The sequence below is a fragment of the Stenotrophomonas sp. STEN020 genome (assembly GCF_056760195.1).
Genome location: NZ_JBRREI010000105.1, coordinates 1 through 5,007 on the forward strand (window position 1 = coordinate 1; position 5,007 = coordinate 5,007).

The 5,007-nt window shown below is 65.1% G+C and carries 5 protein-coding genes; all 5 read left to right on the forward strand.

Annotated features, from left to right (window positions below; translation table 11 throughout):
- Positions 1–157: 157 nt before the first annotated feature.
- Positions 158–1,054 (forward strand): RNA polymerase sigma-70 factor, encoded by an 897-nt coding sequence (locus ACVOLZ_RS22045; protein WP_481517998.1) that lies wholly within the window; start codon positions 158–160, stop codon positions 1,052–1,054.
- Positions 1,055–1,090: 36 nt separating this feature from the next.
- Positions 1,091–1,540, forward strand: a complete 450-nt coding sequence (locus ACVOLZ_RS22050; RefSeq protein WP_481517999.1) for a carboxymuconolactone decarboxylase family protein — start codon at positions 1,091–1,093, stop codon at positions 1,538–1,540.
- 77 nt (positions 1,541–1,617) lie between these two features.
- Positions 1,618–2,262, forward strand: coding sequence for a trimeric intracellular cation channel family protein (locus ACVOLZ_RS22055; protein ID WP_481518000.1), 645 nt, complete (start codon positions 1,618–1,620; stop codon positions 2,260–2,262).
- 337 nt (positions 2,263–2,599) lie between these two features.
- Entirely contained in the window at positions 2,600–2,917 is a 318-nt protein-coding gene (locus tag ACVOLZ_RS22060) for a BON domain-containing protein (RefSeq protein WP_481518001.1), read from the forward strand.
- Between the two features lie 69 nt (positions 2,918–2,986).
- A complete protein-coding gene (locus tag ACVOLZ_RS22065) occupies positions 2,987–4,846 on the forward strand; it encodes an ABC transporter ATP-binding protein (RefSeq protein ID WP_481518002.1) in 1,860 nt (619 codons plus the stop codon).
- The last annotated feature ends 161 nt before the right edge of the window (positions 4,847–5,007 follow it).

Here is a 5,007-nt window from a genome sequence, read left to right on the forward strand (position 1 = left end):
GGGGGGGCGCGCGCCCGGCCCCCCCCCCCCCCCCCCCCCCCCCCGCTCCCCCCCCCCCCCGCGCGCCCCCCCCCCCCCCCCCGCTCCTAAAACAGCCGGGCCGGGTTCAGGCAAAGTGGCGCTGTCACGCCAGCCCGCCCTGCGTCGTCCTGCCCGTATGAACCCCGAAACCATCTTCCAGACCCACCGCCCGCGCCTGCTGGCCTTGGCCTACCGCATGCTGGGCAGCCGCGCGGATGCCGAGGACGTTCTGCAGGACGCCTGGCTGCGCTGGGCGGGCAGCGACACCGCCGACATCCGCGATGCCGAGGCCTGGCTGGTCACAGCCACCACCCGGCTCAGCCTGGACCGCCTGCGTGCGGCCAAGCGCGAGCGCCAGCGCTACGTGGGCCCTTGGCTCCCGGAACCCATGCAGGTCGAACTGACACCGGACACCGAAGCGGACCCGGCGCAGATCCACGCCGTCGCCAATGAAATCTCCTTCGCCTTCCTGACCCTGCTGGAGCAACTAAGTCCGGACGAGCGCGCCGCTTTCCTGTTGAAAGAAGCCTTCGACCACGACTACCGCCAGATCGGCAGTCTGCTCGGCCATAGCGAGGCCAACTGCCGGCAACTGGTGCGCCGGGCCAAACAGCGCCTGCAAGCCGGTGCTCCCCGTTTCCAGCCAGCGCCGGCACAGCATCGGCAGCTGCTGCAGCGCTTCATGGAAGCTGCGCAACGCGGCGACAGCCCGGCCATCCAGGCACTGCTGCATGCCAATGCAACGCAACTCTCCGATGGCGGCGGCATTGTCACCGCAGCGATTCGTCCGCTGCTGGGCGCCGAGCGTATCGGCCGCCTGTACTGGGCGATTGCCCGCCGCGGCGCCGCCTTGCCCGCGCAGCTTGGCTACGTCAACGGCGAGCCGGCGATCCTGCGTTTTGCCGAGGGCAAACTTGCTTCATTCACCACCATCGAAGTGGTGGATGGGCGCATCTCTGCCCTGTACAGCATGCTCAATCCGGAAAAGTTGCCGCTGCTTGTCACGACCGACATCGCTGGCGCGTCCTTGTAACGAAAGACGGCCGTGGTGGCCGCCTGGAGAAACCTGATGTCCGCAACTACCTTTCCCCGCGTGCCCTATACCCGCCTGGCCGCCGACGCCTTCAAAGGCCTGCTGGCCACCAGCAAGGCCGTGCATGACAGCACGATCGAACAGGAACTGCAGGAGCTGGTGTTCCTGCGCGTATCGCAGATCAACGGCTGCGGCTACTGCATGGACATGCATGCCACCGCCCTGCGCAAGGCCGGCATCGAGCCGCGCAAGCTCGACACCCTGCCGGCGTGGCACGAGAGCCGCTTCTTCGATGAGCGCGAGCGCGCTGCCTTGGGCTGGGCCGAGGCCATGACCCGGCTGCTGGACGGCGCGCCCTCGCAGGCTGCTTTCGACGCATTGAGGCCGCATTTCGATGACAAGGGCATCAGCGATCTCAGCATGGCCGTGGCGGTGATCAACGCCTGGAACCGGCTGGGTGCAGGCCTGTTGCCGCCGTTGCCCTGAGTCATTGACCTGCTGCAAGCCATCATTCCCACCTGGACTGATGGCCGACGCCCGCCCCACACCGCACAATACGGTGCATGGGAACCCTCGTACTGATCCTCGACCTCATCGGCACCTTCGTCTTCGCCCTGTCCGGGGCGACGATGGGGGTGCGTCGGCGGCTGGATATCTTTGGCGTACTGGTGCTGTCGTTCGCGGCAGCACTGGCCGGCGGCATCACCCGCGACCTGTTGATCGGCGCTACCCCGGTTGCGGCGATCAGCGACTGGCGCTACCCGGCCATCACCTTGGCAGCAGGCATCGTCACCTTCTTCTGGGCGCCGTTGATCGAGCGCATGCAGTATCCGGTGCGGATGTTCGATGCGATGGGGCTGGCCTTGTTTGCCGTGGCCGGCACGCAGAAGGCATTGGCCTATGGCATTGATCCGCCAATGGCGGCGGCACTGGGCATGTTGACCGGCATTGGCGGCGGCATTGCGCGTGATGTGTTGCTGGCACAGGTGCCGCTGGTGCTGCAGGCCGAGTTGTATGCGGTTGCTGCCTTGGCTGGTGCTACGGTAGTTGCGGTGGGTTATTGGCTGGGGTTGCCGCCTTTACCTTGCGCGTTGGTTGGTGCCGGACTGTGCTTTGGCTTGCGGATGATGGCGATGCATTTTGGTTGGCATCTGCCGGTGGCACTGCAGTCGTCGGAGCCACCGCCGCCGGAAGGGCCGCGTAGTTGATGTAAGAGCTTTGGGCTTTGGGCTTTGGGCTTTGGGCTCTTGCTTTCCGCTCTTATGCCCTCATTCCCGCGAAGGCGGGAATCGCTCCTGCTCTGCGGTTGCCTTGGCAATTGGCGAGGACGGCAGTCAAGGTCAACGGCAAGAGCGATTCCCGCCTTCGCGGGAATGACGGCATAAAGGCAGAAGCAAGAGCCAGAACCAAAGCCAAAGCCAAAGCCAAAGCACCCCTCCCCGGCCCTCCCCTTGCCTTTGGCAAAGGGAGGGAGCGAAGCCCAGGTAACATCAAACTCACACCTGATCGGCCATCGTGGAAGTCCCATATCAAGAGAACACAACCATGGCCGCAGAACGCTCCGACACCCTGATCGGCGATGACGTCGTCCGTACCCTTGGCCAGCAGGCCCAGACATCGCAGGTGCTGGCCCAGGTCAAAGATGGCCAGGTGACCTTGTCCGGCGATGTTCCCAGCACCGAGGTCAAGCACCAGGTGGAGGCCGTTGTCGCCGCCATTGAAGGCGTGCGTAAAGTGACCAGCCACCTTCATGTCGACAGCGGCAAGCGTTCCTTCGGCGTGCCTGGCGAAGCAGTTCGCGACAACCCCGACGGCCGCGATGATGCGCAGATGGGAGATATCGACCTGGGCAAGGACGGTTGAGTGCGCGATGCACCGGGGCCAACGCATTTGCAGGTAACCTGAACCCGCATTTCGCCGCTTGAGTCACCCATGCCCCACCCCGAGCCTGCTCCCGCCAAGAAACCCAGCTTCCGCGAGCGCGTGGACGCCATGCGCAACCTGCCGCCGTTCCTGCGGCAGGTGTGGCAGACCAGCCGCTGGCTGACCATCAGCAGCCTCGGCCTGCGCCTGATCCGCGCGCTGATGCCGGTGGCGATGCTGTACGTGGGCAAGCTGATCATCGATGAAGCGGTGCGCCTTGCTGGCGCCGGTCCGATGCCGCCACTGGGAGAAGCGTTCTCCAGCGGCCACCTCAATACCTTGCTTGAGCTGCTGTTGCTGGAACTGGCCATCGCGATCGGCTCGGACCTGCTTGGCCGGCTTATCAACTACGCCGATTCGCTGCTCTCCGAGCTGTTCACCAACGCCACCAGTGTGCGGCTGATGGAGCACGCGGCCGAACTCGATCTGGAGGACTTCGAAGACCCCGACCTGCAGGACAAGCTGGATCGCGCCCGGCGCCAGACCATGGGCCGCATGAGCCTGATGAGCCAGCTGTTCGGCCAGGTGCAGGACACCATCACCGTCATCAGCTTCGCCGCCGGCCTGATCGTCTACGCGCCGTGGTTGATCGTGCTACTGGCGATTGCCTTGATCCCGGCCTTCATCGGCGAGTCGCACTTCAACACGCTGGGCTATTCGCTCAACTTCAGCTGGACGCCCGAGCGCCGCCAGCTCGACTACCTGCGTCAGGTAGGCGCCAGCGTGGAAACGGCCAAGGAGGTGAAGATTTTCAACCTCAACCGTTTCCTGATTGACCGCTACAAGCTGCTGGCCGAACGCTTCTACAAGGCCAATCGTGCGTTGGCACGCAAACGTGCAATCTGGGGCACGCTGCTGGCCGCGTTGGGCACCCTCGGCTATTACGCCGCCTATGGCTATATCGCCTGGCGCACCATCCGCGGCGACTTCAGCATCGGCGACCTGACTTTCCTGTCCGGCAGTTTCCTGCGCCTGCGCCAGTTGCTGGAGGGTCTGCTCACCGGCTTCTCGCAGGTCGCCGGGCAGGCGCTGTACCTGGATGACCTGTTCTCGTTCTATGCCATCGAACCAGAGATCCGTTCGCGCCCGGACGCAGTGGCGATACCGCGCCCGATCCGCGAAGGCTTCGTGTTCGACAATGTTGGTTTCCGTTACCCCGATGCCGAACGCTGGGCGGTCCGTAATCTCAGCTTCCACCTGCAGGCGGGTGAAGTCATTGCCTTGGTCGGCGAGAACGGCGCCGGCAAGACCACCTTGGTCAAGCTGCTGGCACGCCTGTACGACCCGGACGAAGGCCGCATCCTGCTCGATGGCCGCGACCTGCGCGATTACGACCTGGATGACCTGCGCGCCAACATGGGCGTGATCTTCCAGGATTTCGTGCGTTATCACTTGTCCGCTGGCGAGAACATCGGTGTCGGTCTGGTCGAATCGATGTACGACAAGGACCGCATCCAGAATGCGGCGCGGCGCGCGCTGGCCGATGAAGTGATCGACGCCCTGCCCGCTGGCTATGACCAGCTGATCGGCCGCCGCTTCAAGACTGGCGTGGATCTGTCCGGTGGCCAGTGGCAGAAGATCGCCATCGCCCGCGCCTATATGCGCGATGCGCAGGTGATGATCCTCGACGAACCGACCGCCGCGCTGGATGCGCGTGCCGAGTTCGAGGTATTCCAGCGCTTCAAGGAGCTGTCGGACAACCGCACCGCGGTGCTGATCTCGCACCGTTTCTCGTCGGTGCGCATGGCCGACCGCATCCTGGTGCTGGCCGACGGCCGCATCGAAGCCAGCGGCACCCACGAAGAGTTGATGATCGAAGGTGGTCGCTATGCGGAGTTGTTCGAGCTGCAGGCAGCAGGCTACAGGTAAGCCACATGTAGTGCCGAGCCATGCTCGGCAGGGGCTTTCCCAGCAAAAAGCCACCCCTCCCCAACCCTCCCCATGGCCGGCGGCCAAAGGGAGGGCGCGTAGGGGGGGGGGGGGGGGGGGGGCGGGGGGGGGGGGGGGGGGGGAGGGGCACGGCGGGGGCG